34 protein-coding genes and 1 tRNA gene are annotated in these 21,547 nt (G+C 62.6%); 16 read left to right on the top strand and 19 right to left on the bottom strand.

The annotated features are described in order from the left end of the window. Nucleotide 1: 1 nt before the first annotated feature. Nucleotides 2-256, top strand: coding sequence for a hypothetical protein (locus EI171_RS25795; RefSeq protein WP_028171306.1), 255 nt, complete (start codon nt 2-4; stop codon nt 254-256). A gap of 56 nt (nt 257-312) precedes the next feature. On the opposite strand, the gene EI171_RS25790 is transcribed toward EI171_RS25795, so the two are convergent. The 9 genes from EI171_RS25790 to EI171_RS25755 form a co-directional block, all read right to left on the bottom strand. Continuing rightward, a complete protein-coding gene (locus EI171_RS25790) occupies nt 313-1,398 on the bottom strand; it encodes a 3-deoxy-7-phosphoheptulonate synthase (RefSeq protein ID WP_161535016.1) in 1,086 nt (361 codons plus the stop codon). Nucleotides 1,399-1,630: 232 nt separating this feature from the next. Continuing rightward, complete coding sequence (locus tag EI171_RS25785; protein ID WP_011087162.1) at nt 1,631-2,209, bottom strand: HdeD family acid-resistance protein; 579 nt, start codon at nt 2,207-2,209, stop codon at nt 1,631-1,633. 69 nt (nt 2,210-2,278) lie between these two features. Continuing rightward, a complete protein-coding gene (locus tag EI171_RS25780) occupies nt 2,279-3,319 on the bottom strand; it encodes a PrsW family glutamic-type intramembrane protease (protein WP_011087163.1) in 1,041 nt (346 codons plus the stop codon). Between the two features lie 339 nt (nt 3,320-3,658). Next, nucleotides 3,659-3,814 carry a hypothetical protein gene (locus EI171_RS44925; RefSeq protein WP_202633014.1) on the bottom strand — a complete coding sequence of 52 codons (156 nt, stop codon included), beginning with the start codon at nt 3,812-3,814 and terminating at the stop codon, nt 3,659-3,661. 141 nt (nt 3,815-3,955) lie between these two features. Then, nucleotides 3,956-4,198: a hypothetical protein gene (locus EI171_RS25775; RefSeq protein ID WP_038967122.1), complete on the bottom strand. Its 243-nt coding sequence runs from the start codon at nt 4,196-4,198 to the stop codon at nt 3,956-3,958. Nucleotides 4,199-4,332: 134 nt separating this feature from the next. Beyond that, complete coding sequence (locus tag EI171_RS25770; RefSeq protein WP_011087165.1) at nt 4,333-5,337, bottom strand: acyl-CoA desaturase; 1,005 nt, start codon at nt 5,335-5,337, stop codon at nt 4,333-4,335. Between the two features lie 122 nt (nt 5,338-5,459). Further along, entirely contained in the window at nt 5,460-6,086 is a 627-nt protein-coding gene (locus tag EI171_RS25765; protein ID WP_161535015.1) for a PilZ domain-containing protein, read from the bottom strand. 206 nt (nt 6,087-6,292) lie between these two features. Further along, nucleotides 6,293-6,952 (bottom strand): hypothetical protein, encoded by a 660-nt coding sequence (locus EI171_RS25760; protein ID WP_161535014.1) that lies wholly within the window; start codon nt 6,950-6,952, stop codon nt 6,293-6,295. 105 nt (nt 6,953-7,057) lie between these two features. Continuing rightward, nucleotides 7,058-7,132, bottom strand: a tRNA-Glu gene (locus EI171_RS25755). A gap of 225 nt (nt 7,133-7,357) precedes the next feature. On the opposite strand from EI171_RS25755, the gene EI171_RS25750 reads away from it, so the two are divergent. Genes EI171_RS25750 through EI171_RS44920 form a run of 3 tightly spaced genes read left to right on the top strand, consistent with a single transcriptional unit; the run spans nt 7,358 to nt 8,076 of the window. Next, a complete protein-coding gene (locus EI171_RS25750) occupies nt 7,358-7,612 on the top strand; it encodes a PilZ domain-containing protein (protein ID WP_028171312.1) in 255 nt (84 codons plus the stop codon). 44 nt (nt 7,613-7,656) lie between these two features. Further along, nucleotides 7,657-7,902 carry a porin gene (locus tag EI171_RS25745; RefSeq protein WP_161535013.1) on the top strand — a complete coding sequence of 82 codons (246 nt, stop codon included), beginning with the start codon at nt 7,657-7,659 and terminating at the stop codon, nt 7,900-7,902. A 6-nt stretch (nt 7,903-7,908) separates the two neighbouring features. Further along, nucleotides 7,909-8,076 carry a hypothetical protein gene (locus EI171_RS44920; protein ID WP_011087169.1) on the top strand — a complete coding sequence of 56 codons (168 nt, stop codon included), beginning with the start codon at nt 7,909-7,911 and terminating at the stop codon, nt 8,074-8,076. A gap of 135 nt (nt 8,077-8,211) precedes the next feature. Here EI171_RS44920 and EI171_RS25740 read toward each other — a convergent pair whose 3' ends face one another. Continuing rightward, entirely contained in the window at nt 8,212-8,850 is a 639-nt protein-coding gene (locus EI171_RS25740) for a glutathione S-transferase family protein (protein WP_161535012.1), read from the bottom strand. 289 nt (nt 8,851-9,139) lie between these two features. Continuing rightward, complete coding sequence (locus EI171_RS25735) at nt 9,140-9,592, bottom strand: VOC family protein (RefSeq protein ID WP_161535011.1); 453 nt, start codon at nt 9,590-9,592, stop codon at nt 9,140-9,142. 335 nt (nt 9,593-9,927) lie between these two features. On the opposite strand from EI171_RS25735, the gene EI171_RS25730 reads away from it, so the two are divergent. Continuing rightward, nucleotides 9,928-10,668 (top strand): hypothetical protein, encoded by a 741-nt coding sequence (locus tag EI171_RS25730; protein ID WP_161535010.1) that lies wholly within the window; start codon nt 9,928-9,930, stop codon nt 10,666-10,668. Between the two features lie 131 nt (nt 10,669-10,799). Here the strand turns inward: EI171_RS25730 and EI171_RS25725 are convergent, their stop codons facing one another. After that, nucleotides 10,800-11,054 carry a hypothetical protein gene (locus EI171_RS25725; protein WP_161535009.1) on the bottom strand — a complete coding sequence of 85 codons (255 nt, stop codon included), beginning with the start codon at nt 11,052-11,054 and terminating at the stop codon, nt 10,800-10,802. 169 nt (nt 11,055-11,223) lie between these two features. On the opposite strand from EI171_RS25725, the gene EI171_RS25720 reads away from it, so the two are divergent. After that, nucleotides 11,224-11,478, top strand: coding sequence for a hypothetical protein (locus EI171_RS25720; protein ID WP_161535008.1), 255 nt, complete (start codon nt 11,224-11,226; stop codon nt 11,476-11,478). A gap of 3 nt (nt 11,479-11,481) precedes the next feature. After that, on the top strand, nt 11,482-11,688 hold the full coding sequence (locus tag EI171_RS25715) for a hypothetical protein (protein WP_161535007.1): 207 nt from the start codon (nt 11,482-11,484) through the stop codon (nt 11,686-11,688). A gap of 725 nt (nt 11,689-12,413) precedes the next feature. Here the strand turns inward: EI171_RS25715 and pip are convergent. Next, nucleotides 12,414-13,367: a prolyl aminopeptidase gene (gene pip, locus EI171_RS25710; RefSeq protein WP_161535006.1), complete on the bottom strand. Its 954-nt coding sequence runs from the start codon at nt 13,365-13,367 to the stop codon at nt 12,414-12,416. 174 nt (nt 13,368-13,541) lie between these two features. Here pip and EI171_RS25705 point away from each other — a divergent pair, with 174 nt between their 5' ends. Then, nucleotides 13,542-13,745 (top strand): hypothetical protein, encoded by a 204-nt coding sequence (locus tag EI171_RS25705; protein WP_161535005.1) that lies wholly within the window; start codon nt 13,542-13,544, stop codon nt 13,743-13,745. A 7-nt stretch (nt 13,746-13,752) separates the two neighbouring features. Here the strand turns inward: EI171_RS25705 and EI171_RS25700 are convergent, their stop codons facing one another. Next, a complete protein-coding gene (locus EI171_RS25700; protein ID WP_371740233.1) occupies nt 13,753-14,073 on the bottom strand; it encodes a LexA family protein in 321 nt (106 codons plus the stop codon). Here EI171_RS25700 and EI171_RS25695 point away from each other — a divergent pair. After that, nucleotides 14,072-15,193, top strand: a complete 1,122-nt coding sequence (locus tag EI171_RS25695) for an IS630 family transposase (RefSeq protein ID WP_161532241.1) — start codon at nt 14,072-14,074, stop codon at nt 15,191-15,193. The genes EI171_RS25700 and EI171_RS25695 overlap by 2 nt on opposite strands. Nucleotides 15,194-15,316: 123 nt before the next feature. On the opposite strand, the gene EI171_RS25690 is transcribed toward EI171_RS25695, so the two are convergent. Further along, nucleotides 15,317-15,619: a hypothetical protein gene (locus EI171_RS25690; protein WP_161535004.1), complete on the bottom strand. Its 303-nt coding sequence runs from the start codon at nt 15,617-15,619 to the stop codon at nt 15,317-15,319. A 201-nt stretch (nt 15,620-15,820) separates the two neighbouring features. After that, nucleotides 15,821-16,006: a hypothetical protein gene (locus EI171_RS25685; RefSeq protein ID WP_027542681.1), complete on the bottom strand. Its 186-nt coding sequence runs from the start codon at nt 16,004-16,006 to the stop codon at nt 15,821-15,823. A gap of 338 nt (nt 16,007-16,344) precedes the next feature. On the opposite strand from EI171_RS25685, the gene EI171_RS25680 reads away from it, so the two are divergent. From EI171_RS25680 to EI171_RS25675, 4 genes are all read left to right on the top strand, one after another. Next, a complete protein-coding gene (locus tag EI171_RS25680) occupies nt 16,345-16,641 on the top strand; it encodes an HU family DNA-binding protein (RefSeq protein WP_027542683.1) in 297 nt (98 codons plus the stop codon). Between the two features lie 537 nt (nt 16,642-17,178). Then, the gene (locus tag EI171_RS44915) at nt 17,179-17,316 is read left to right on the top strand and encodes a hypothetical protein (protein ID WP_165448157.1); all 138 of its coding nucleotides are present in this window, start codon (nt 17,179-17,181) and stop codon (nt 17,314-17,316) included. Nucleotides 17,317-17,508: 192 nt separating this feature from the next. Continuing rightward, a complete protein-coding gene (locus EI171_RS44910; RefSeq protein WP_202633231.1) occupies nt 17,509-17,784 on the top strand; it encodes a hypothetical protein in 276 nt (91 codons plus the stop codon). Between the two features lie 324 nt (nt 17,785-18,108). Then, entirely contained in the window at nt 18,109-18,306 is a 198-nt protein-coding gene (locus tag EI171_RS25675) for a hypothetical protein (protein ID WP_011087178.1), read from the top strand. Here the strand turns inward: EI171_RS25675 and EI171_RS44905 are convergent. Together EI171_RS44905 and EI171_RS45830 are read right to left on the bottom strand one after the other, a co-directional pair. After that, nucleotides 18,303-18,476 carry a hypothetical protein gene (locus tag EI171_RS44905; protein ID WP_074076975.1) on the bottom strand — a complete coding sequence of 58 codons (174 nt, stop codon included), beginning with the start codon at nt 18,474-18,476 and terminating at the stop codon, nt 18,303-18,305. The genes EI171_RS25675 and EI171_RS44905 overlap by 4 nt on opposite strands. A 55-nt stretch (nt 18,477-18,531) precedes the next feature. Then, nucleotides 18,532-18,930, bottom strand: a complete 399-nt coding sequence (locus EI171_RS45830) for a hypothetical protein (RefSeq protein WP_231166471.1) — start codon at nt 18,928-18,930, stop codon at nt 18,532-18,534. A 111-nt stretch (nt 18,931-19,041) separates the two neighbouring features. Between EI171_RS45830 and EI171_RS25665 the strand changes: the two genes are divergently transcribed. Next, a complete protein-coding gene (locus EI171_RS25665; protein WP_011087180.1) occupies nt 19,042-19,332 on the top strand; it encodes a hypothetical protein in 291 nt (96 codons plus the stop codon). Nucleotides 19,333-19,401: 69 nt separating this feature from the next. Here EI171_RS25665 and EI171_RS44900 read toward each other — a convergent pair whose 3' ends face one another. Then, nucleotides 19,402-19,566, bottom strand: a complete 165-nt coding sequence (locus EI171_RS44900) for a hypothetical protein (RefSeq protein ID WP_164933808.1) — start codon at nt 19,564-19,566, stop codon at nt 19,402-19,404. Between the two features lie 290 nt (nt 19,567-19,856). Here EI171_RS44900 and EI171_RS25660 point away from each other — a divergent pair, with 290 nt between their 5' ends. Both EI171_RS25660 and EI171_RS25655 read left to right on the top strand, forming a co-directional pair. Further along, nucleotides 19,857-20,615 carry an NAD-dependent protein deacetylase gene (locus tag EI171_RS25660; protein ID WP_161535003.1) on the top strand — a complete coding sequence of 253 codons (759 nt, stop codon included), beginning with the start codon at nt 19,857-19,859 and terminating at the stop codon, nt 20,613-20,615. 198 nt (nt 20,616-20,813) lie between these two features. Continuing rightward, nucleotides 20,814-21,473 (top strand): cold-shock protein, encoded by a 660-nt coding sequence (locus EI171_RS25655; RefSeq protein WP_038967130.1) that lies wholly within the window; start codon nt 20,814-20,816, stop codon nt 21,471-21,473. Nucleotides 21,474-21,547 lie beyond the last annotated feature (74 nt).

The following is a 21,547-nucleotide window of genomic DNA, read 5'->3' as shown; positions in this document are numbered from 1 at the left end:
AATGAAGAGGATCATCGTGGCCGTGTCGCTCGTGATCTTGCTCGGCGGCGCGGCAGTGGCGCAGACCGGCAGCAAGGGATCGACCACCACGTCGGGACCGTCGGCGGGCAATTTGCCGCCTGCACCCGTCGGTCATCGGCAGCCGCGCGCCGGAGACGTGCCGAACGAGAAGAATTTGAGCGACCCGAACGATCCCCTCAGCAAGGAAAACCAGGCGCTCGACAAGAAGATCAAGAGCATCTGCCGCGGCTGCTAGGCCGCGTCGGTGCGGGCAGGGCGCGACAGCTCGCCCCGCCCGCGTTTGCTTTGGCCTTACGCCGAGCGCTCGTGCAGCCCCGCGTGCTGGGCGTTGCGCCGGATTTCGACCGCATCGGCGAGCTGCTCGAGCACAGTTGCCGTGGTCGCCCAGTCGATACAGCCGTCGGTAATGCTCTGGCCGTAGGTGAGCGGCTTGCCTGGAACCACGTCCTGGCGGCCGGCGACGAGATTGCTCTCGATCATCACGCCCATGATGCGGTTCTCGCCACCGGAAATCTGGCCGGCAATGTCGGCCATGACCAGCGGCTGGTTTTCCGGCTTCTTGCTCGAATTGGCGTGGCTCGCATCCACCATCACCAGCGGCGCGACGCCGGATTTCGCCAGCTCGTTGCAGGCCGCCGCGACGCTTGCCGCATCGTAGTTCGGCGTGCTGCCGCCGCGCAGGATGATGTGGCAGTCCTCGTTGCCCGCGGTCGAGGCGATCGCCGAGCGGCCGAGCTTGGTCACCGCCATGAAATGATGCGGATGCGAGGCCGACTTCACCGCGTCCGCCGCGATCCGCACATTGCCATCGGTGCCGTTCTTGAAGCCGACCGGGCAGGACAGCCCGGAGGCCAGCTCGCGATGGATCTGGCTCTCGGTCGTGCGCGCGCCGATCGCGGCCCAGGACACGAGGTCGGCGATGTATTGCGGCGTCGTCATGTCCAGGAATTCGGCGCCGGCCGGGAGGCCGAGATTGTTCACCGCTGACAGCACGTTGCGCGCCAGCCGCAGGCCCTTGTTGATGTCGAAGCTGCCGTCGAGATCGGGGTCGTTGATCAGGCCCTTCCAGCCGACGGTGGTGCGCGGCTTCTCGAAATAGACCCGCATCACGATCTCGAGCTGGTCGGCGAGGTCCTCGCGCAGTTTTGTCAGACGCTCGGCGTAGTCGAGCGCGGCCCGGGGATCATGCACCGAGCACGGGCCGACCACCACCAGCAGGCGGTCGTCCTGGCCGGTGAGGATGGCATGGATGGCGTTGCGCGCCGCCATCACCACACGCGTTGCGGTGAGCGTGCGCGGGACCTCTCGCATCACCTCATCCGGCGTGCTCAGCTCTTTCAGTTCACGGATACGAAGATCGTCAGTCGTGCTCAGCACGGCGGGCTCCTGCTTGGTTGAACCTGCCGGCCAATAAAAAAGCCGCCAGGTCTGGCGGCTGTTCGGACGTTTGCTTCAATATTTCAGATTGAGCGCGATCCTCCTGCCGCCAGCGAGCTGTCGTAGCTAAAGTACCAAAAATAGCTGGTGGCAACGGTGATCATGGCAGGCCATATAGCGTGCCATTGGCGGGTTGTCACCCCCCAATCGGCTTGACGGACGACGAGACCCCTCAGGTGTTGCTGTTGCGTGCCGCCAGCGCCATGCCGATCAGGGTGGCGCCGCCGAACAGCAGGTTGATACCGACGAGCACGCCGATCGCCCATTCCGCCGAGCTTGGCAGCCCCGTGATCACCATGAACGAGATCGCGATGTCGACGAGACCGGAGATCAGGAGCCACGACCAGCGGCCGCTCAGTTCGCGGCGGTGCTCGAGTGCGTACATGATGGTGGCGACGCCCTCGGCGAGGAAATAGGCACCGAGCACGATGGTCAACGTCAGCACGGCCTGCATCGGCCGCGCCAGCAGCAGCATGCCGGCAAGCACGGCCAGCGCGGCCGAGATTAGCGACCACCAGAAGCCCGGCGTGCTGCGCGCCCAATAGGTCACGATCAGCCCGCCGATGCCGCTGATCAAGAACATCCAGCCGAGGAAGATCGCGATGGCAAGGCTTGCGAGCGGTGGCAGGATCAGTGCGGCGACGCCGAGAACGGCGAGCAGGATGCCCTCGAACAGGAAGGCCTTCCAATGCGCCTTCACAGTCTTGCTCATCGCGGATTGCAGCCGTGAAAGATCTTCAGGCGATGTCATCGGCAGGCTCCGGATCGAAGGGTATGTGCTCAATCTAGTATGCGCGCAGCGGGCTTGCCATCCCGCGGCTCAACCGCCGCCGTGCGCGGACGAAAAACCTTCGCCGCTGGTGCGAATGCGGTTGCGGCCGAGAATATAGATCGCCGTTGTGACAATCAGAAGCGCGAGGCCGAGCAGGATCGAGACGAAGCCGATCGGGATCAGGGCCAGCGTCAGATTGCGCTCGGGGTTGATCAGCCAGTGGTGGATCGAGGTCAGCACGAAGGCGAGGCCGAGAAAGCCGACGCCGCCGCCGGCCAGCAGCAGCGCCCACATCCGGCGCAACTGGCTGAGCCGCTCCCGCGCAACGTCCGTGCGGGGCGCGTGGTGGCGCGCGACGCGCCGCACCAGGCGGATGGCGAAGGCGATCGAGCTGAAGCCGACCAGGAGGCTCGCGGCGCCCAGCCACATCCGCAGCGTCGGGTCCAGATCCGGCATGCGCTGGAGGGTCAGCAGCGGGAAGTCGAAGGCCGAGTGCAGCGCGAGCGGGCCGGCGAAGATCAGCAGGCGGCTGGAGAGACGGGCCCAGTCGCGATGGTGCCGGTTTGCGCCCAGCGCCGTGCCGGCACGGGCGATCGTCAGGTAAGCGCCGGCGATGATGCCGAGCGCGCCGTGGAACGGCACGGTGAGGACGCTGCGCAAGGCGGCGAGCGAGCGCCACATCTCGGCATGCTGGACGAGATAGGCGAGGTTCTCGTAGGCGGCGAAGCCGAGGCCGACCGCGGCGCCATAGACCACGGTGTCCATCGGATTGGCGAAGGTCCGCCGCTTGGTCGAGGAGACCAGCACGATGGCGACCACCTTGACGGCCTCCTCGGGCAGCGCGACGCCGAAGATCGAATGCATCGCCAGCGCCGCCCAGGGATTGTCGGGGGCTGCAACCATCTTGGCGAAGGGGGCGCGGGCGAGGCCCAGCAGCGAGATGCTGGCCGCGCCGAGCAGGAACGCGGTCCAGACCTGGGCCGGTGGTCCCGGGCGCTCTTCGGCGGCAATGACGAGCCACAGCATCAGCAGCGCCGGGGCGATGGCGGCAGTTCCGATGACGGTGGGTAAAGCTTCAATCAGATACATCGGCGCCGAAAATAGGTTCCCTTGATCCGCTTATCTACAATCACCGCTGCGACCATGTGTCATGCGCTTGCTGTCGCCTCGCTTAACGGGCGTGACAGCTCCCGTTCATCCGCACCGCAGGGACCGAATGCAGCGACAATCAATTGCGTATCGGGCCTGTTGTCATCAACGCGCCTGTTGGTCCTGGATAGTCGCGATCGCATGTCCAGGATCGGGCCGCGATTGGCAAGCCAAATCAAGGAAATGCACCGGTTTCTTCGATTCACGATGCTCGTCTCCCGGCGGCGAGTCTGGCAGGCGTGTCGTCCGCCAGAACAACGCGCGGCCGGGTAGATCGGCCTAGTCACGCTTCCTTGTGCGCCGGCGGGACGATGTGGCGGTACGGCGAGCCCGCACCTGCTCCAGCTGCCAGAAGACGCGCACGAGACACGAGCCCAGGCAGAACACGATCAACAGCAGCAGGAAGGCTTGATCGACGGCGGCGACATGGATCATGGCGATTGCCAAGCAACGTGCATGCCATGCGTTCCTGCAGCGGCCTGCGCTCGGCGCGACCGCGCCTCCTACCAGGCGTTGCTTGCGGAGGCTCGAATCGGCGCGTTGGCGCAGGGCGATCGGGGCTGCCGCTGCCAGCCTTCAGTGCGTGGTGAACGGCGGCGCCGCCTCGGGGGCGATGTCGAAGGCGCCGAGATGGAATTCCTCCCCGATGGACTCGTCCGGCTCGGCGTGCTGCGCGAGCAGCGTGAACGCGGCCTGCGGGTATTGCTTCCAGATCTCGAGATCGCCGGCGGTGATGGTGAGCCAGCCGAACGTGTACATGTAGCGTCCGGGCTCGGTAACCCGGCCGACCCTGTCCCAGGTGATCTTGTCGACTGCCATTCGGTCCCCCGATCGCAAATCTGCAAATGAGGTCCGGCGCGAGGCACAGACCCTCAAAAGCTGATCCCGCAATGGGGCCGCGATAGGGCAGAGATGCGGAGGCAAGACGGCCCCGGAGGGCCGCCGCCTGCCGGTCAGCGCGTCGAGGCCGCCTGCGCTTCCGACGCCCGCTCCAGCTGACGGTGCGAGGCGTGGAAGACGTCGTGGACGAGGCCGATCTTCTCCATGCCCAAGATGATCAGGCCGTTGAGATCGATCTCCCACCAGGCGTGCGAGATATAGGCGTCCCGCGGGAAGCGGTGATGGTTGTTGTGAAGGCCCTCGCCGAAGGTGAGGATCGTGGTCACGAACTCGTTGGTCGAGGCGTCGTCGACCTCAAAGCGGCGATAGCCGTAGGCGTGACAGACCGAGCCGGTGAGCTGGCTGACGAGGATCAGCAGATAGGCCCGGAGCAGGCCGGAGAACAGCACGCAGCCGATCATGGTGTGCACGCCGCCGAAAACGTAGCCGATGAAGCCGGGGATGAAGACGGCCGACATCCCGTACCAGACCCAGCGAGTGCGGACGAAGAACATCGCGATGGGGTCGGCGAGGATGTCCTTGGCATAGTATTCGTTGTCGGTGGTCGCCTGGTCGAATACCCAGCTGCCCTGGGCGTGCAGGAAGCCCTTGAGCGCGCTGACATAGCGATTGCCGAAGCCGTCGAATTGCGGGCTGTGGGGGTCGCCCACGTCATCGGCATAGAGATGGTGGCGGCGGTGGTTTGCGACCCATTTGGCGATCGAGCCCTGCACCGCCATCTGGGCGATGGCGCAGAAGAAGACGCGCATGATCGGGCCGGTGCGGAAGCTGCGATGGACGAACAGACGGTGCATGCCGGCGCCGATGCCGAATGTCGTCAGCGCGAACATCCAGGCAAACGTAAACAGCTCCACCTTGCCGACGCCCTGCGTGACGGCCCAGATGATGCCCGCGACCGCGCCGACATAGAGGATGCCGAGGAGGAGATAGCTTTCGCGCAGCTTGGCTTTGACGAGCGGTCCCTCGGTCACGACACCGGGGGGAAGCTGCGGCTTGGCGGCGGTGGGCGCGCTCTGAGCGGTCTTTGCCTGGGCGAACTCAGCGTCAGCGATAGACATTCCGGGACTTCCAATACGTTAGGCCCGCAATGATTGCGGCCGTACTGGTTCACACCCTATCGTGCAGGGCTCGCCACCTCCAGCGTTTCGTTAAGAAAGAGTTAAGATGGAGCCAGCCGGTCTCAGGCCGGCTGCGGCACGGGCGAGCGCGCGATCAGGCGGACGACGTCGTCCCACTGCTGCTTCTCGGCGAATTTGACCGCAAAGCCGTTGTCGAACTTGCGGATGACGCGGCCGACGCAGGCGCCGACCGCAAGCGGGGTACCGATCGGCGGATCGTATTCGCAGGATATCGCGACGCCGGCGGTGGAGACGTCGATGATGAAGCAGGGATGGGTGCTGCCGTCGGCGAGCGTCAGGAAGGTGTGCGAGACCTGCGGGACGAAGCGGGCGTCATTGCGCAACTCCTGGACGCTGGCGTCCCTCTGCTTCTTCTCCAGCCAGGTCAGCTTCTCCGACATCCAGGCGCGCCGCGCCCGCGTCATGTCGAGTTCCATCAGGAAGCCCGACTTCAGCGTCGCGCTGATCGTGCACTGGAATTCGCCGAAATCCTGGAAGTACGAGGTCACGCGCTCCCCGATCTTGCCGACGACAGGCACGTCCACGATCATGCGGAATGGCGAGACGCGCTTGGTCCGGCAGGCGAAGGTGCGGAGCTTGCCCTCACAATCGTACCAGCGCGGCAGCGAGTAGCTGCCGCTCACGGTGACTTCCACTGCACGCTGCCTGAGGAATTCTGCGATGGACATCCGCGCCAATCGGGTTTCGGAGTATTTCCGTACTTCCACGGTAGCGGTCAAATTCTAAGTAAATGATACCGCCGTTCAGGAGCAGGGGTAAATTTCCGGTAAACGCGTGGCCCGGTCACGCACCGGCGAAAGCGGCATAAGGTCCCGATTATGGGGCACGCAAGTTCACAACACCGTCATTGAGAGCGACGGCTCGGTCGTGGCGTTCAGAGAGAGCCGAGCAGAACGAGACAGGCCAGCACGGCCACGGCGACAAGGAGCCTGGTCGTTTTCCAGGCCAGACTCTCCGCACCAACGTTCAATCCGAACCACGGCAATGCGTGCCGCAGCGCGCGCGTTGCGAATGCTTCGACGATGGCGAGCGCGAGGGCGATGCCGGCAAGGAACGCCCATGACTCGGCTGGGGGGATCCACGGCGCCAGCCAGGCAGGCACCGAGCCTTTGAAGGACGCGAGCAGCGCGAACCAGCCGAACAGGTATGCGAAGCTCTTGATGACGTCGGGTCCGAGCGCATCGGGCTCGAGCCGGATGCCGATCGCTGCGAGCGCGCGCTCGATGCGCTCACCGTCGGCGAAGAAGAGAAAGGCGCCGAGGTAGAGCGGAACCCGCGACATGAAGAGGAGGGCCATCAGTCCGAACAGAACCGCGTAGCCGTAGGCGTCGCCGAGAATGTGCATGCCGCTGACGCGCGAGGGCTCCGGCGCGGTCGCGGCCTGGCGCGGCGGAAGCGACCTCGCTCGCGCCATGTGCTCCAGCATCCTGGCGCGGCGGTCCGGTGTGTAGGGCGTCGTGCGCTGCATCCAGGGCGGCAGTGCCGGCGAGGCAATGCCGGATTGGCCGTCCGAGGGGGATTTGCGCTGCTCCATGGGTCCACACCGGTTCCAACAGGATGTTGGTCGGAGGTGAGGGCCGGAGAGGTTCACGGGCATGGCGGTGAATTTCGCCGCATCGCCCGCGCGCCGTGGCGCGGATGGCGCTCCCTAGCGGAATCGAACCGCTCTCTCCACCGTGAAAGGGTGGCGTCCTAACCGATAGACGAAGGGAGCAAACGCTAAGCCCCGCCGCTTTTGACGGCACGGCCGCGGCCGCGCGAGTCGTGCCCGGCGGCTTGCAGCGGGCGAACGTATAGTGTCCTTTCGGCCCGTGGGCAAGCCGTTCGGGAACGGTCTTTTGGAACCGTGGACAGCGCCGGCGAGGGGATGATTCGGACCCGATTTCAACGGTTTCTTAGGGCTCCCTGAGGTAGCGCTGGAGCGGGAGATTTCACGCCAATGCCACCGCCCAAGAAGCGCGCAGACCGCAAGCTGCTGTCGCAGCACGCCTGGATCACGCTCGACGGCGGGTTCGCGGCGCGGCATTGCCTGGTCCAGGACATCTCGAGCTCGGGCGCCAAGATCACCCTGGACGAGGACGCAAGCCAGCTTCCGGGCGTGATCCGGCTGGCCTTCGCGCGCGATGCCCGCACCGGGCGGAACTGCCAGGTGGTCTGGCGCCGCGGCAAGTCGGCCGGGATCAAGTTCATCTGACATCAGATGCTGCGCGCCGCGGCTCGCCGGGCTAGAACGCTCGCATGCGCACACAGCTCCTCATCCTGATCTCGTTGCTGGCCACGTCCGCAGCCGCGGCCGAAGCCTTGCGCCTTCCGGCCGCCGAGCCGCGGCAGGCGGGCAAGACCTTGCCGCTGAAGGGCACGGGCGGGACGGCGAAGGCGGGCGCATGCGCGTCCTATGGCCGTGGCTACCACATGGTCGAGGGCACCGGCACCTGCGTGAAGATCGGCGGCTCGATCAGCGTCGACGCCGCGGTCCGGCGCTAAAGCCGCATGCCGCCGGATCTGTTGCGGCTCGATATCGTCGTCCCCGTGCTGATGTATTGCGCGCTGCTGTGGTGGGTCGGCCGCGGCCTGAGCTGGCCGGCGCGGCTCGCCACTGCTGTCGTGACGCTGGTGCTGATCATCTGCGTGCTGCTGGTCGAGCGCGGCTGGCTCTAGGCACGGACGCCAAAACAAAAAGTTGCGAAAACAACCCCATGCACATTAGCCGTCAAGTGCGGCGATGCCGCCGGCCGCGTGCGCCAAAATGGCGATTCCTTGCGCGCTCTTCGCAGGTTAAGCCGCGCCAGCGGCTCACGACATCGGCGGTGCGACAAACTGGGCAAAGCCGGGGCGTTTGCCGAGCTCGGCGAGCCAGCGCGTCAGGTTCGGCTGCGCCGGCCGGGTGATGCCCTCGACGCCGAGCCAGCGCCGCGCATAGGCGCCGATCGCGATATCGGCGAGCGTGAACTGGTCGCCCTCCATGTAGCGGCGCGTCGAGAGCAGGCGATCGGCGATCGCCCAGACCTCGACGGCGGCATCGGCATCGCGCTGCACCTGGATCATGTCGCGCTCGGCGGGCGCCGTGCGCACGATGCCCCAGAACACCGGGCGGTCGACCGGCTGCACCGCCGACAGCGTCCAGTCGAGCCAGCGGTCGATGGAAGCTCGCTGCTTCGGCGCGTTCGGATAGATCGGCGTGCCGCGTCCATGCGCGAGGCAGAGATAGCGCATGATGGAATTGGATTCCCACAGCACGAAGTCGCCCTCGACCAGCGTCGGGATCCGCGCATTCGGGTTCATCGCGAGATACTCGGCCTCGCGGGTCTTGCCGTATTGCATGCCGGCATCGATGCGCTCGTAGGGAAGGCCAAGCTCGGTGAGGGACCACAGCACCTTCTGCACGTTGACCGAGTTGGCGCGGCCCCAGATCGTCAGCTTGGTGTCAGGCATGAAGCGTCTCCCGCGGCGTTTTCAATTGTGCGGGTGATAGCGGAATTTCCTGTGCCGGACGACGGCATTTGCGGCGCGCCCCTCATGCAAAAAGCTCCGCCATGGGCAGAGCTTTCATTGCAGGTTGAACCAGCTCGTCAGTGGCCGAAGAACAGCCAGAGCAGAAGGATTACCGGGATCGGCACGCCCAGCATCCACAGCAACAATCCTCGTCCCATTGCGTCCTCCTCCAATCATGTTGTCGAGGAGTGAACGTGCGCGGCGAGGGCTTGTTCCTATGGAAAAGGCCCTACCAGTGGCCGGTGTTCGGCATCGATGACCACGGCTCCTGCGGCGCTTTCGGCTCGCCCTTCTGGAGCAGCTCGATCGAGTGCAGATCGGGCGAGCGGACGAAGGCCATGTTGCCGTCGCGCGGCGGCCGGTTGATGGTTACGCCGGCCTTCATCAGCTTCTCGCAGGTGGCGTAGATGTCGTCGACCTCATAGGCGAGATGGCCGAAGAAGCGATCCTCGCCGTACTTCTCCTCGTCCCAATTGTAGGTGAGCTCGACCAGCGGCGCGCCGCGCGTTTGCGGCTGCTTCTTCAGCGCCTCGAGATCATCCGACGAGCACAGGAACACCAGCGTGAAGCGCCCCTTGTCGTTCTCGATCCGCCGCACCTCCTTCAAGCCCAGCGCATCCTGGTAAAACTTCAGCGCGACATCGAGATTGCGCACGCGCAGCATGGTGTGGAGGTATCGCATGGTTGTTACTCCCTTGAACGGATGGAGGGTTTTTGGTTTCGGGCGGGGGCGATGAATAGCAGCAAAATGCGACAAGGGGCAGGGGGCGCGTGCACATGCGCGTGAGGGCGACGGCAGGTGAACTATCGAGACGGTGCGAAAGAATGATCCCGCCGCGCATGACGACCTCTTGAAGGCGGCGAAGGCGCCTGTCGTGGCGTGGTCTGAGTTGAATTGCTGGACGGTGCATAACGGCGCCACTGCAGGTAGCGGCCGGCAAGTCCGAACGATAAGTTCATGCGCCATATCAGGGGGCGAAGATGTCGGGCAGGTGGTTTTCGAATCGAGGTCAAATAGTGCAGGTTTTCTGCGCCGTCTTTTCGATGGTCGTGACTACGGTCGGTACAATCATTGCGCTTTCAGTGCAGTATCCAGACATATTCAAGACTGGGGTGAACGGAATCCAGTTGGGGTTGCCCTTTATCATTGTACCTATGGCTATTGTTGGTGTTTGGTGGCTCGTATTCCAAGCGATGATGCCAATCTTCGATGCAATTACGCGCCACGTGTTCAGTGAGACGCGGTTTCCTGAGTTTCGTAGTGAAGCCAAGCCACCGGAAATCGCTGTCGCGCCGGCGCCAGCCACCGTGCTGAGTAAGCCCGCTAGCGTATCTATACCGACGTTCGAGGCCAGGAAACCGAAGCTTGACGAGTTCGATCCTCGCGACGTGACCATAAGAGAGGTCAAGATCAATATCGGCTCTTATTGGGAGGATAAGGTTGGATCAAACACCCTGCGTATTACGATCCTTGGCGTCGACGGGATACCCGGAGAACAACTGGTGAGTGTTTCTTTCAGCAATGGGGGCGGCATGTTCTATGGCGGCGAGAAAGTGCCATCGCCGCGTGTAAACCAATTCGCGATGCCAGAGCGCAATACCGGATTCCAATCCGAGGAAATGTGCGTTTACAATTTTAGTTGGTCGGATACGCACATCCATTTCTTTGTCGCGCGCGCCAACGGAATCGATTTGCACAACCGCGAAGTCGCAATCAACTTCGCAAACGTCCAACTGATGAAGGCGCCTAAAGAGTAGTGAGCCGCGTGGACCGCGGGACATTCAGTTGTTTTTGAAGATCGCTCAGCTCTGCACTTAGTGAGACTCAATTTGCTGAGTTGGTCGACGAGGTCGCAAAACTGAAATTGCGGATGCTTCAGACCCCAGTCTTAATCGTCTGAAATTCGATCGGCGCAGGATTTCGCGATCGAGTGGAAGAGATAGGCAAAAAAGATCGCGATGGCCATCGGCAGGAAAGTGTTGATGGCTAGCTTTGAGAGGTGAGGGAACACTTGGGCGTTCCACAACTCGTCATTCGAATAGGCTTGCAAGAACGGCACGATGATCCCAGCCGCAGCCGCGGCGATCGCCAGTCCGTTCCAAAAGTTAGCCTGAATTTTTAGCCGCTCGTTTTTGGCGTTCATGGTCCCCCCTGTTTGCACCCCCACAGTAACGAGACTTCACTCCAATTCCCTGTACTGCCTATCATTGTGCGGGTACCTTGCCAAGATTGCCACTTAAGCGAGGGGGTAGTCGTGGCAACTCCCGCGATCAATTAGTGGTAGTAGGAAACGGATGTTCCTTAGGGGCTTTATGTTCAACCGTCTGAAATATCGGATGCAGCTTTGGGAGTTGCAACGCCGGAGAGACAAGATCACCTCTCAGGTGAGGCGCGACGTCGCGGCGTCGTTGGCGAAGAAGGAGAGTTCGCATGTTCGGGGGGCGATCCGCGATGGCGCTCAAATGGATATCGATGAGGTCGACGACGACATCAGCGTCCTCACCACTCAGTTCTACGTCGCTCAGGCTCGTCGTCGCTTCGTGGAGATTCCGGGTGAGGATTCCTGAACGGTGTCCGAGACGTTCGGCTCCCGCCATCTGACTGCTGCGGGCATCTCGAAGCTTCGTTCGAACCTCCATGCCGAACGGAAGGAGCGCTGGGAGCTTTTCCAATCTCACGCAACCCTCTTTATCAGTCTGGTCACCGCATCGACGGGCGTCCTGGGTGCTGCGATCGGCGTTCTGGCGTTCTTGAGAGCTGGTACGCTGAAGCCATAGGCAAATGCGATGTTTGACGAACTGAGATATCGTTGGGCATTACGGTGACAGTGCACTCAATTGCCGCGAAACCAGCGGCGTGGCCGCGAATAAATTCAGTGCACTGTCACCGTAGCTCCCGTGAGGTTTAGTCTGTCGGAAGCCCGTGCCGTGCAAAGCAGGACCTAACCTTTCCAGCTGGACCGGCGGGGACCCGATAGGCGTGCCAATCCTCCTGTGTATATCCGACAGCGCGCAGGCATGCAGTCGCCGCGCCGTCTTTGCGTTTGGCTTCTGCAACGGTAGTGCCGTCACGTTGTGCCTGACAAACAGGATCGTGATGGCAATTGATACGGGCCTGAGCCGCGCTTGCGAAGCTCAACGCCAGCGAAGTGAGCAACAACGTCTTACAAAATCTCATTTTGAAAATCCCACGGTTAAACCGCGTCGATCATAGAAGTGGCAAACAAAGCCACAAGTAGTCATCCGCGCTTTACACAAGGATTTGGAGCCGGTGGTCAGCATCACTGCAATCGCGGAATTACGGCGACAATCAAACTCTCCATCCAATGCGAGGCAGTTCTCTGTGACGCTGGGCGCTGCCAGTTTAGTGCACTGTCACCGTAATGCGCGATGTGTTTGCAGGGGATGCTAGCCCGCCCTGTCGCTAGGGCAAGGCGCGGGACTATGGTGACAGTACCTCAATTCATTCGCCCGGCGGTCCCACGCCGTAACGGCTCACACGCCTACAGCTTCCCGAACTGATCCAGAGTTCTGATGACCAAGGGCATGAACTCATTGCCGCCGCCGTGGCCGGCGTCTTCGAGAATATGCAGCCTGGAGGTCGTCCATCGCTTGTGCAGTTGCCACGCCGTGGACAACGGTCCGCTGACGTCGAAACGGCCATGGATCAGGGCGCCGGGAATGCCGTTCAATCTCGATGCGTCGCGGATCAATTGATCCTCTTCGAGAAATGCGGCGTGGCGCCAATAGTGAGTGACCAGACGCGCAAAGCGCAGTCGAAACTCCGCGTCGTCAAATCGGGGATTTGGCCGATGTCCCGGGGTGAGCGAGACGTGCGCGTCCTCCCACTCGCACCATGCCCGGGCGGCTCTGTCGCGAACGGTCTCGTCGGCATCGGCAAGCATGATTGCGTAGGCATCGACGAGCGGCATGCCGCGGAGATGCCGGGGGACAGTCTCGGAAAAGCGCTCCCATTCCCTTGGAAAGATGCGCCCGACATCGTTGGTGATCCATTGCACCTCTGCACGCGATGTCGTCGTCACGAATCCGAGCAGCATCGCTTTCACGCGTCGCGGATGCGCTTGTGCGTAGGCGAGGCCAAGCGTGGTGCCCCAGGACAAGCCCAGGACGATCCAGCTTTCGACACCGAGCAGCTCGCGCAGCCTCTCGATGTCCGCGACAAGGTGAGCGGTGGTATTGCTTGCCAGGTTCGAACCCGACTGACTTGCGAGCGGAAGGCTGCGACCGGAGCCACGCTGATCGAACAGCACGGCCCTGTAGACATCAGGATCGAAAAATCGTCTCTGACCAACAGAGCAGCCCGTGCCCGGACCGCCATGCAGGAAAAGCGCCGGCTTGCCCGCGGGATTGCCGCAACATTCCCAGTAGATCTGGTGGCCGTCGCCGACATCCAGCAATCCAGTCTCGTATGGCTCGATAGGCTGGAACTGGGCCATCGCTTTCTCCCGATGCCTTTTGGCAGTCTTTCTCTAGGCCGCAATAGCGGGCTTTGGCAGGCCGGATCTATCGGGCGAACGAATTTAGTGCACGGCCACCGGATCGCGACGGCGCGGATGAACCCACGGAAATGCCGGCGCGACCAATGCTCGGCTTCAAAAGGGCTTCATCACATGAGCTGGAAGAAGACATACGCGATCGGCTGCCTGATAGCCCTGTTCGTTTTCACGGCCATGGAATCCTACGATCGCCCCAACAGGGACGTTCCCTTTGGAGCTGTCATCGTGATGGCGGCTGTATGGCCCGTCACAGTGTCCGTCATTTTGGGCGGAGCCGTCGGCGGGATGGTTCGCGATGGCTTGCCCAGCGAGAGCTAGTGGTTCATCACAGTGATTTTGACGTTTTGATACCGAGCCATTCGAGGATCGGCAAGCTTTCCGGTGGCACGAGGATTTCGATGCTTCTGGGGACGCCGGGTTGACGTCGGATGAAGCCGTTTCGTTCGAGGGTGACGATCATCTGATGGACCGAAGGCGGGCTGACGCGGAAGTGGCGCTGGATGTCGGCTTCGGCGGGGGACGTCCGAACATATGGGCGTAGGTATGGATGAAGGCCAGGTAATAACCCTGCTTCTCGGTGAAGCGCGCGCCTGATTTTTGACTCATCGTTGGATTCGTCCCGGCCTCCGACAAGGAGGCAAAGCATGAATGTACGTTATCGGGTCGAATTGAGCCAAGCCGAGCGCGACGAACTGACGGCGATGCTCGGCGGCGGCAAGCACGCCGCCCGCAAGCTTAAGCGGGCGCAGATTTTGCTGGCGGCCGATGGAGGCTGCCGCGACGAGGAGATTGCCCGGACCGTGAGTGTCAGCCTCTCCACCGTCGGCCGGACCAGGCGCCGCTTCGTGGAAGGCAATATGGAGCGGGCCCTGAGCGAGGAGCCGCGTCCGGGCGCTGAGCGCAAGCTGACCGGCAAGGAGGAAGCCCTGCTGGTGGCGACCGCATGCGCCAAGCCGCCCGCTGGCTGCAAACGCTGGACGCTGACGCTGCTGGCCGACACGATGGTCAAGCTCACCGATCACAACAGCCTGTCGGGCGAGACCGTGCGTCGCCGGCTGGCCGAGAACGACCTCAAGCCGTGGCGCAGGGACATGTGGTGCATTCCCCATGTCGACGGCGAATACGTTGCCCGCATGGAGGACGTGCTCGACCTCTACGCCGAGACGCAGAATCCCGCCCGGCCGCTGGTCTGCTTCGACGAGACCCCCATCCAGCTGATCGGCGAGGTGCGCCAGCCGGTCCCGGCCCAACCGGGACAGCGCGAGCGCTACGATTACGAGTATCGCCGCAACGGCACCGCCAATCTCTTCGTCACCTTCGATCCACATCGGGGCTGGCGCAACGTCAAGGTCACCGACCGCCGCGCCGCCGTGGACTACGCCCACTGCATGCGTGATCTCGTCGACGTCCATTATCCCGACGCCGCCTGCATCCGTGTCGTGCAGGACAATTTGTCGATCCACAAGCCTGGGGCGCTGTATGAGGCCTTCGCGCCCGCCGAGGCCCGGCGCATCCTGCGCCGCCTCGAATTCCACTTCACCCCGAAGCACGCCAGTTGGCTCAATATGGTCGAGTGCGAGATCAGCGTGCTACAGCGTCAGTGTCTCGGCCGCCGCATCGACGATCCCAAAAGGCTCCGAAACGAGATCGCAGCATGGCAAAAGAGGCGGAATAAAACCCGAGCCCGCATCAAATGGATGTTCACAACAGAAAAAGCCCGCACCAAACTCGGCCGCGCCTATCCAGCCACCGCCAAAGAGTCATAATCACTGTGATGAACCACTAGGCAGGCCCTCGGCTCCCGAGAACCGAGGCTTCGACCGGTTCGGCGCCGAGCAACGGCGAACGAACCTGGTGCGGCCTGCCGCTGAATTTCTCGCCGTCTGCGCTTAGGCAGCGATCCGCTGCTCGGCGGGCGCCGTCAGAAGCTTGAGCACTTCGGCATGCTCGAGGTCAGGGACCGCGATCGCCGTATGGCTGTAGGTCGCATGGCTGCGTGATTTGGCGATCTTGTCCAGGATCGCTTTGCCCTTGATGACGTGGAGGCCCATGCCCTTTTCGGAGGGGAAGATCGCCAGCACGACGTCATAGGCCGCGATGACGGCTCTGAGCGCCTCGGCCTTGTCTTCGGCGACATCGACAAACACGCGAACATCGGCCGCGAGTTCACGCAGCTCGTGAAAATCCAGCACTGTGGGGATACTCCAACGCAACGATACCAAGGGGAGCTTGGATGCGTTGGGTTACTGAAGTGTCAACAACACGGCTCGAACCACAGGTTTCACGGTGAGGTGTCTTGCTGAGCTGGCTGGATGAGGTGGCTTGCGGCCGCCCGTGAACGCCGTTGTCGCGCGCGAGCGCTACGTCACTTGCGTTAAGTCACTTGCGCTAAGTCACTTGGCGTAGCCCTGGGACCGGAGCCACGCGATCTTGCGATCGCCGTTGATCCAGTCGTCGGCATCCGCCTTGCTGGTGAAGCCGGTGATTTCGCGCTGTTCGTGGTCGGGGTAGTCCGCCAGGATCTTCCAGTCGCCATCGGCGATCCGGACCGCTCTAAACGTCACTTTTGTTTTGGCCATGCGGCACTATGCAACAAATGCTTTCGAAAGAGAACCAGTTAGGGGCTTTCGTGACTTCGGCAAATACGGGCATCGCTGCTGCCTGCTGGCGAACCGGCAGAACCCTCTATGGACATTGCTGAATTCGATTCGGCGCGGGTCGATGTAAGCGCTGTCATCCCGCCGAAACAGGCGGAACCGACGTCAAACTGCGGCTTGCGTTTTCGGCCCCGATGGGTTCTAAGCCCGGTGACTTCCTGACCGCTGGCATGAACACAAAGCGCGCTGCGCGGCTTTGTCGCGTGCCCGGCACGGTTACCCCACAGCCCGCGCGCACCCCATTCAGAAGGACGTTTGACATGGCGAAGATGACCAAGACTCAATTGATCGACGCGATTGCCGAGGGCACGCAGCTTGCGAAGAACGACGTGAAGTCGGTCATCGAGTACATGGCGACGGTCGGCTACAAGGAGCTCAACGAGTCCGGCGAGTTCGTCATTCCCGGTTTCGTGAAGATGTCGGTCGTGAACAAGCCGGCGACCGAAGCCCGCATGGGCGTCAATCCCTTCACCAAGGAGCCGATGCAGTTTGCGGCCAAGCCCGCGAGCAAGTCGGTGAAGGCATCGCCCCTGAAGGTCGCCAAGGACGCCGTCTGATCCTGCCATCGCGCACCGCTTGCGTGCCCAGAGCCCCGTTCCGATGATGTCGGAGCGGGGCTCTTTGTTTTGTCTCTTTGTTTTTGTCTTGGGCGGCGCGATGTCCGCAAAAGCGAAAGCCCCGCCTGGGGGGAGCGGGGCTTTCTGATGGGGATGAAGCCTGGGGGAAGCTTCAGGCATGAGACGCGCCAGCCCAGTAAAAGGTTCAGCCTTCCGAAGAAGAGAAAGAGAAAACCCCGCGCTTTCGCGCGGGGCTTTCCAAACTGACGGCGATGGGATTTCAGCGCCTGGCCGTCAGCCGTAGATCAAACCTGGGGTAGAAAATCCAAAAAGCAACAGCGCCGCCGTGACGGAGTATGTTCGTCAGGCGGCGCTGCCGTATGACTGGGCGCTGAAATCCCCAGCCTCGATGGGTCTTTGCGGCGCCCAAAAGGTTCAAGACGATGGGCCCGGGAAATCGCGCGAGGGGGCTGGACTTTTTGTTCTCATTTTGTTCCTATGGGCCACCATCTTTTGGAATCCTTTGGGAGGTGACTCATGACCGTCGAAAAACAGCGCGAAGTGATCAGACTCTGGAACGAGCTCAGGAAGGTCGAGGGGCCGGCCGCAGAAGAACTCCGCATCCAGATTCTCGAATGCTTCTCCGAGAAGGGCAAGGAGAAGCGCGCGGCGTGATGCGCGCGCGGGCGGACGCCGGCCGCGATGGCGCACGAGATCGCCATCGTGGTTGCGGCGGTCTCGATATTTCATCACCGAAGATGTCTGCCGGCGAAGACGTGAGCGCACGCGGTTTCATCGATCGTTAGGAATCGATTCTCACTTATTTTCCCGACTCCGATTCGTTCTTCGAGAACGAAATGGAGTCGGATGCAGAACAAGTTGCGCGTCCTCGATGTCGATGCGAGCGTGCGTGTCAGAACGAGACAGCCTGAAGTCTCGCACAGTGCCGTTCTCGTCTTTCGCGCAGGAGATGAGCGAGGAGAGAGCGACATGGATGCATGCTGGTTGATCGGGATGTTCGCCGAAATCGCAAAAGTGTTTTGGTCTGACAGGAGTGCAAGGCCATACGCGAGACTGCGCAACGGCGCGCGATCGGTGCCGCAGGTGCTGCCGCTGCGATCGACGCCGGCCGAGACGATGTGACGAGAATCTTCGCGCGCGACACCACTCGTTAAGAGTTGCTCCGCGCCGATTTCTTCGATTCCGATTCGTTCTTCGAGAACGAAATGCGGGCGAAGCTGGAACAAAAACGGTCGGCGAGGGGCGGGCCTGCCTCGGCGATCGCGCGATGCCTCAAGCGGCCCGCCGAGATCCAAACGGCGCTGCGCCAACTCCTAACGAAAGCTTGCGCGGGAAACGATAACCCTATTCGGTTAGGTTAAAAGCCCAATCGCGTTGCGCTTGCCGCGGGTTGGAGTAGGTGTCTGGCAACGACAAGAAACGACTTTGCCAAGAAGCCACTTTGCCATGACACCTTTTTCAGAGCCGTCCTTTTATCAAGGCGACCGCCACACCTACCGGCGCGTTGCCATCGTCGGCACGCTGTTCTGTCTCGCTTTCGTGCTAATCAGTTTTTCGCTGCGGCAGCAAGCCGAGGACACGCGCGTCGCGGTCAAGGCCGACCGGCTGGTGCGCACGGCAGGCCAGGCGCCGCACACCAACTAGCGCTCGTCACCACCGATCCGGTCGTCGGCCGCTGCGCGCGGGCACGAGGTGCCGCGGCTCGCGAGCGCGACGAAGCCGGCATAGCCGGACAGGTTGAGCAAGACTTCGAGCCACACGGGCATGTCGAACATGTCGAACCTCACTTGCGTGAAGACAACCTCAACTTGCATGCGCGGCGCTTGTTCCCGGCTCGCGCAAAAGAGATCCGCCTAGCAAGAAGTCCGCCTAGAGCCGGGAGGAGGGGTCGAGCCGCCGGCCGAGGGTCGCGACGGACTCGGAGGAGGGCTGTTCCCTGAGGAACTCGGCGATGGCCCGCGCCAGCTCGCCGTCGCTCATCGGCGTCGGCGGCGGGCGCAGCGCGCCGACACCGAAACTGCGGACGATCTCGTCGTAATGTCGATCGCCGGATCCGGGAACGAGCCGGCGGATCCGGGCAAGCAAAGCGGATATCGGCAATCCTTCCTCCTCGGCCTTCCGCCCCGCCGGCAGCCGTTGTTCTCTGCTGCCCATTTGCTCCCGTGGAACAAAAACCCCGCCAGCATCGCGGAGGATACTGACGGGGCTTTCGTGCTGGGCCTTCACCGGATAGCGGAGGCTTCGCACTTGCAATTCCAACCGCCGCACGGCGATTTCGTTCCGCCTCGCATCGATTTTTTTTGACCGGCTCCGGTTCCGCGCCGCGCGCAACCATCAAACGGCACTCGCGTTGTCACCCCAGACGCGAAGGAGGAGCTCATGAAAAAGACACTGGCAGTTCTGGCCACCGTCGCAGCCGTCGGCGTGACCGCGGTGGCGGCGCCTGCGCCTGCCGAGGCGCGCGGCCGCGGCATCGGCCCGGGCCTCGCGTTCGGTCTTGCCGCCGGCGCGATCACCGCGGGCGCGATCGCCGCGTCCCACCCCTACGGCTATTACGGCCCTGGCTACGGCTATTATGACAGCCCGGGCTACTATTACGGATCTGGCCCGTACGCCTATTATGGCGACGGACCGTATTACTATCGCCGCCACTATTACCGTCACTGGTAACGGCGGGGGTAAGTGAAAAGCCCGGAGCGATGCTCCGGGCTTTTTTCATGCGTGGCGATCAGGCGCGTGCTACGGCCAGAGCGAGGGTCGCTCGACCTTGCGTGCGTTCTCAAGCGTCGACACGAAATACTCTTCGCGCTCGCGCTTGAACTTCTCCTGGGTGGCACGGAAGGCGGCGACACGGGCGGCGATCTCTTCGCGTTCACGGATCTTGCGTTGTTCGTCTTCGGTCATGTCCATCCCCTCTGTTCACACTTGGACGATGTTACTCGGGTTGTTTTTACAGGGTCGTGTTTACGAGTGTCCTCAAGCGCTGCCGCCGCACCGGACCTTGAGTCGCAATAACACATGCATTGGCGCTTCTGATTGGGGCGTCAATGGGGAGGAGGCATTGCAGGATTGTGATATGCGATGGGCGGAAAAAATTGCCGAGCGCACCTGCGTTCGCAGTTGATAACAGCGTCAACAATCTTGTCGCTTGCGCATCTTGCAGCTAGCGCAAGACCAAAGCGGGAGGCGTGCGATTGATTGCATCGGATCTTCGCAGCGGCGTTGAACGTCTCGGCGACATGATCGCCGAGGCGAAGACCATCGTACCGTTCACCGGCGCCGGCATCTCGACCGAATGCGGCATCCCCGACTTCCGCTCGCCGGGCGGCATCTGGACGCGCAACCGTCCGATCCCGTTCGACGAATTCGTTGCGAGCCAAGAGGCGCGCGACGAATCCTGGCGCCGGCGCTTCGCGATGGAGGAGACCTTCGCGGCGGCAAGGCCCGGCCGCGGCCATCGCGCGCTCGCCTCGCTCTACCGCGCCGGCAAGGTCCCCGCGGTCATCACCCAGAACATCGACAATCTGCACCAGGCCTCGGGCTTCGCGCACGAGCACGTGATTGAACTTCACGGAAATACTACTTATGCGCGATGCGTCGGATGCGGGCAGACCTATCAGCTCGACTGGGTGAAGCGCCGATTCGACCAGGACGGCGCTCCCAACTGCACCGTGTGCGACGAGCCGGTGAAGACCGCCACGATCTCGTTCGGCCAGATGATGCCGGAGGAGGAGATGCAGCGCGCAACCGCGCTGTCGCGCGCCTGCGACCTCTTCATCGCGATCGGTTCCTCGCTCGTGGTGTGGCCGGCGGCGGGCTTTCCGATGATGGCGAAGCGCGCGGGTGCACGTTTGGTGATCATCAATCGCGAGCCGACCGAGCAGGACGACATCGCCGACCTCGTCATCCGCCACGACATCGGCGAAACGCTCGGACCCTTTGTCGGCAATTGAGGCGTTAGTTTGATTCGCGGCTGTGCAAGCTGTTCATAGGTTCCGGCGAATCTCTTTTTTGTCTATGCGCCGCAACCGGGAGTGTTATCTTTTGAGTCGAAAGATTCGCGTCGCGTCGAATTGAGAACATTCTCTTAAGACGCGTGATTCGAGCTCCGCCAATGTGGCGGGTTGCATGGCAGTGTGGGGTCCGGGGTTATGGGGTCGTCGGACGGATTTGAGTCCAAAAAGCTTGGAGTTCCCGGACAGGGCACGTCGCCGGGGCGCATGACGCCGGGCGAGCACGGCAGCGGCCGCGAGAGCGGGCTCAGCCCGTTCACCGGCCTTGGCGAGGCCAGCGCCAACCTCGTCGAAGTCCACGGCGTCATCAAATGGTTCGACGCGTCGAAGGGCTACGGCTTCATCGTTCCCGACAATGGCTGGCCGGACGTGCTGCTGCATGTCACCGTGCTTAGACGCGACGGCTTCCAGACCGCCTATGAGGGCGCGCGCATCGTCGTCGAATGCATCCAGCGCGCGAAGGGCTACCAGGCCTTCCGCGTGGTCTCGATGGATGAGTCGACCGCGATCCATCCGGCGCAGATGCTGCCGCCGCGCACCCACGTCACGGTCACCCCGACCAGCGGGCTGGAGCGGGCCCAGGTCAAATGGTTCAACCGGCTGCGCGGCTTCGGCTTCCTGACCTGCGGCGAGGGCACGCCCGACATCTTCGTGCACATGGAGACGCTGCGCCGCTTCGGTATGACCGAATTGCGCCCCGGCCAATATGTCCTGGTCCGCTTCGGGCCTGGTTCCAAGGGCATGATGGCGGCCGAGATCCATCCCGAGACCGGATCGCCCGGACCGCAGTCGCACTAGCGGCGGCAGGATCGCCAGTTCCCGCAATCGTGAGCAGAGGCGCGCCGGCTGACCGGCGCGCCTCTGGCTTTTCG

This window comes from Bradyrhizobium sp. LCT2, assembly GCF_009931255.1.
Lineage (GTDB): Bacteria > Pseudomonadota > Alphaproteobacteria > Rhizobiales > Xanthobacteraceae > Bradyrhizobium > Bradyrhizobium diazoefficiens.
Note: the sequence above shows the minus strand (reverse complement) of the source record. Positions and strands in the feature narration are given on the sequence as shown.